Origin of the sequence: Lacimonas salitolerans, from assembly GCF_042677865.1 — a bacterium.
Taxonomy (GTDB): Bacteria; Pseudomonadota; Alphaproteobacteria; order Rhodobacterales; family Rhodobacteraceae; genus Lutimaribacter; species Lutimaribacter salitolerans.
The window spans coordinates 1-4,129 of sequence record NZ_JBHUDD010000024.1 but is presented as its reverse complement, the minus strand read 5'-3'; the positions used below and the strand labels follow the sequence as shown (position 1 = coordinate 4,129).

The 4,129-nt window shown below is 60.4% G+C and carries 3 protein-coding genes and 2 pseudogenes; 4 read left to right on the top strand and 1 reads right to left on the bottom strand.

The features are described 5' to 3' along the window. Positions 1-336: hypothetical protein (locus ACFTOW_RS02150; RefSeq protein ID WP_379912601.1), on the top strand; the 336-nt coding region annotated here is incomplete at its 5' end. Continuing rightward, positions 302-1,446 (top strand): IS3 family transposase gene (locus tag ACFTOW_RS02145; protein ID WP_379912599.1). Its coding sequence is split into 2 segments (ribosomal slippage): positions 302-560 and positions 560-1,446, totalling 1,146 coding nucleotides; the frame shifts between segments, so codons are not numbered across the junction. The genes ACFTOW_RS02150 and ACFTOW_RS02145, both read left to right, overlap by 35 nt. A gap of 28 nt (positions 1,447-1,474) precedes the next feature. Here the strand turns inward: ACFTOW_RS02145 and istA are convergent. Beyond that, positions 1,475-2,833 (bottom strand): annotated as a pseudogene (gene istA / locus ACFTOW_RS02140) (IS21 family transposase); the annotation flags it as partial. A gap of 130 nt (positions 2,834-2,963) precedes the next feature. Between istA and ACFTOW_RS02135 the strand changes: the two are divergent. Next, positions 2,964-3,639 (top strand): annotated as a pseudogene (locus ACFTOW_RS02135) (IS256 family transposase); the annotation flags it as partial. A gap of 212 nt (positions 3,640-3,851) precedes the next feature. After that, the gene (gene tnpB, locus ACFTOW_RS02130; protein WP_379912597.1) at positions 3,852-4,097 is read left to right on the top strand and encodes an IS66 family insertion sequence element accessory protein TnpB; all 246 of its coding nucleotides are present in this window, start codon (positions 3,852-3,854) and stop codon (positions 4,095-4,097) included. Positions 4,098-4,129: the final 32 nt, after the last annotated feature.

The window sequence follows — 4,129 nt, the reverse complement described above, 5'->3', positions numbered from 1 at the left end:
GCGCCTCACGTCGTGACAACAACATCTGGTGCGACCCTGAACAGGCCAGTGCGCCTTAACCCACACAAATCGCGAAGGGACCCTTTCATTTCGTCGCAATATGTAAACCAAGATCAGCATAAACATCAAGCTGATAGCCAGTCAGAGTGTTGCTCGAATTCTTTCCAAGTGAAGAGCGCTGCCCTTGCCACTGAAATGACGCTTCAGAACATCGAACTTGCGCTAAAAGTGCTAGAGGTGAGCAGCTGCCGGTTTCGTGGACACGAAGATAAGATCGTGACCAAGGAATCGGAGATCGGAAATGAGACGGAAGTTTACGAAAGAGTTCAAGTTTGAGGCTGTGAAGCTGGTGACGGATCGAGACGTGTCGGTGGTGCAAGCTGCCCGCGATCTGGATCTGGCAGAAAGCGTGTTGCGGCGCTGGGTGCGTGAAGCCGCTGATGCACCCGTTACAGCTTTCCCCGGGAATGGGCAGCAGCGCGCGGAACTGGCTGAGATCGCAGCCCTGAAGAAAGAGGTCGCCAAGCTCAAGGCGGAGCGTGACATCCTAAAAAAAGCGGCAGCATATTTCGCGAGGGATGCGACATGAGGTTTGCCTTCATCGCGAAGCACCGCCATATCTGGCCAGTCAGCTGGTTGTGCGAGGTGCTGGATGTCTCGCGTTCGGGCTTCCATGCCTGGCTCAACCGTCCCCTCAGCGACCGGGCGATCTATGACGCCAGGCTCGTTTCCGCCATCGATGCCAGCTTCAAGGCCAGCGACCGGACCTATGGCGCCCGCCGCGTCTGGCATGACCTCCTCGAAGAGGGGCTGATCTGCGGCCTCCACCGGATCGAGCGGCTGATGCGCCAGAATGCGCTGCGAGCACGGCCAAAGCGACGCGGGAAGCCGCAGGACGAGGGCGAACGCTCGGTGATTGCTGACAATATCCTGGATCGGGATTTCGAAGCAGAGCGCCCGAACCAGAAGTGGCTGGCCGACTTCACTTATATCTGGACTGCCCAGGGCTGGCTATATGTTGCCGTCGTCCTGGACCTGTTTTCCCGTAGGGTTGTTGGTTGGTCGATGAAGGCTGATCGTGACGCCACACTGGTTATGGATGCGCTGATGATGGCTGTCTGGCGCCGCGGAAAAGCAGATGCGCTGCTGCATCATTCGGACCAAGGATCACAATACACCAGCGAGCAGTTCCAGCGCCTCCTGGTCGACAATGGCATTACCTGCTCGATGAGCCGGGCAGGCAATGTCTGGGACAATTCCGCGATGGAGAGCTTCTTTTCTTCTCTGAAAATCGAGCGAACCAACCGCAAGGTCTATCGGACGCGCGACGACGCTCGTGCGGATGTGTTCGACTACATCGAGCGCTTCTACAACCCGCGTAGGCGGCATTCGAAACTGGGCTATCTAAGTCCCATGGAGTTCGAGGCCCGCGCTATGCTAGCTTAACCCCCAGTCCACGAAACCGGCAGCAGCTCATCCCGAGGGATGATCGATAGCCTTGTTCGGGGTGAGGTCTGTCGCGCATCAGGCGCTCAACAACGACAGCAACATGATAGCCCACGCGGCCAGCGCGCATGATCAGGTATTCCGGGGTCATGCCACCATGCCGCTGATGCGCCTTGGGCATATGCTCCGTCACGGTGGAATGGCCGCCCCGCGTGCCGCGACGGGTATGGACGGCGACGCGCTCATGATTGTGGAAGATTTCGACCATGCGGTGTGTCAGGCGGATATCGACCTTCTTGCCAATCAGGCGATGGGGAACGGAATAGAAGCTGTGGAGCACGTCGACATGGTAATCGGCATGCACCTTGGCCTGCTTCCATTCGGCATACTCGAACGGCTCCGGGGGCAGATCGCGCAGGGCTGGCCGTTCAATTTCCTCAAACAGGTCGCGGCGGGATCGACCTACCCGGCGCATGGGGCGGTCATTCAGATCCCTCAGCAACTCGGCGATCGCTGCATTCAGCGCCTCGATCGAGAAGAACTGCATGTTGCGCAACCTGGCGAGGATCCAGCGCTCGACAATCAACACGGCCCCCTCGACCTTCCCCTTGTCGCGCGGCTTGCGCGGCCGCGTGGGCAGCACGGTCGTGTCGTAATGCGAGGCCATATCGGCGAAGGTCTTGGTGATCGAGGGCTCAAACCATAGCGGTTTGGCCACCGCCGCTTTCAGATTGTCGCATACGATCGCCTTGGGCACGCCACGGAAGAATTTCAGCGCCCGGACCTGGCCCTCGATCCAGTCGGGCAGCGACTGGGTCAGGCTGGCCCAGGCGAAGGTATAGCTGGACGCCCCCAACACAGCGACGAAGATCTGGGCCTGCTGCACAGCGCCCGTGGCAGGATCGGTGACCGGGATCGTGTGGCCAGCATAATCGGTCTGCATGACCGCGCCTGCCTCATGGCGGTTGCGAAAGCTCGGACTGGTGCGGTTCTCAAACGCCCTGAATTGTTCGCAGAACCAAGTGTAGCCATATCCGTCAGGATGCGCCGCGCGGTATTCCTCCCACAACAGCACCAGCGTCACGCCCTTGCGTTTCAGCTCGGTCGATACCTTGGCCCAGTCCGGTTCTTCATGCACCCGTGGCGGGCGGCCCACTTGCTGGAACAGCGCGCGCTCGAGCGTGGCATCATCGTCGCGGCCCGGCGGAAGCGGCCAGCAGTTCAGCCCCGCTTCGCGCGCCCGAAAAAGATAGGTCGCCACAGTCGTCTTGCTCAGCTTCAGTCGCAACCCGACCTCACGGATCGACAGCCCCTGCTGGTGCGTCAGTCGCAAAATGCTTCGTATGTCTTGCACGGTCATTCGCCTCGCTTGCTTGTGTCGCGGCATGCTGCCCTCCGGTCTCTTCCAAGACCGGCACATTAGCCGCGACCTCGCAGGCAAGGACCAACTCTCACCCTTCCCGGAACTGTCCGGGAATTTCCGTAATCACTGTCCGGGAATTTGCGAAACCCGCAGCCCGAATGCCAAGGGCCTGTCTGCTAAGACCGTCACCCGGCTGAAGGCCGACTGGTGGAAAGACTACGAGGCTTGGCAGAAACGCGACCTCGGCAACCGACGCTTTCTCTACATCTGGGCGGACGGGGTCTACTTCAAACCGCGCATGGCCGAGGAAAAACAATGTGTTCTGGTGATCGTCGGGGCGGACGAATACGGCCGCAAGGAGCTGCTGGCGATGACCGACGGCTTCCGCGAAAGCACCCAAAGCTGGCGCGAGGTGCTGCTCGATCTCAAGCGCCGCGGTCTGAAGCAGGACCCAAAATTGGCTTTTGGCGACGGTGCCCTGGGGTTCTGGACCGCGCTGCGCGAGGTATTCGCCACGACGCGCGAACAGCGTTGCTGGGTCCACAAGACCATGAACGTGCTGAACGCGCTGCCGAAATCCATCCAGGCCAAGGCGAAGGCGCATCTGCACGACATCTGGCAGGCCGCGACGAAGGCCAAAGCCAACGTCGCCTTNAAGCACCTTCGCCACCGTCCGGCATCGCACGAAACGCACCAAGGGATGCCTCAGCCGCAAGACCGGTCTGGCCATGGCGTTCAAGTTGATGATGTCGGCGCAGAAGAAATGGCGCAAACTCGACGGCCGGAACCGCCTGCCCGAGATCATCCAAGGGGTTGAGTTCCGCGACGGCGAACTTGCGGGCGGTGCATCACCGTTGCGGTTCATGCCGGTGACACTCGCGTCCCCTGATGTGCCAACTGAAGCAGCTGCGCCGAAGCCGGCGGCTGCGTCGACCTCGGTCGAGCGGGCAGAGATCACGCTTCGGAACGGCAGGCGTCTTTCGGTTGAAGCGACAATCGATCCGCTGGCGCTGACGCGCCTTGTGCAGGCGCTGGATCCGTCATGATCGCGTTTCCGGCAGGCACCAAGGTTTGGATCGCGGGCGGGGTAACGGACATGCGGCGTGGTATGAACACCCTGGCGCTGGCGGTGCAGCAGGGACTTGGCCGTGATCCGCATGGCGGCGAAATCTTCTGCTTCCGGGGCCGCAAGGGCGATCTGGTGAAGCTGCTCTGGCATGATGGGGTCGGTATGTCGTTGTATGTGAACCATCTGCATTCATACTACGTCCCTTTCGGCCTCAGTTGATACTTTTTCCAGACTGGGGGTCTGGCGTCTTG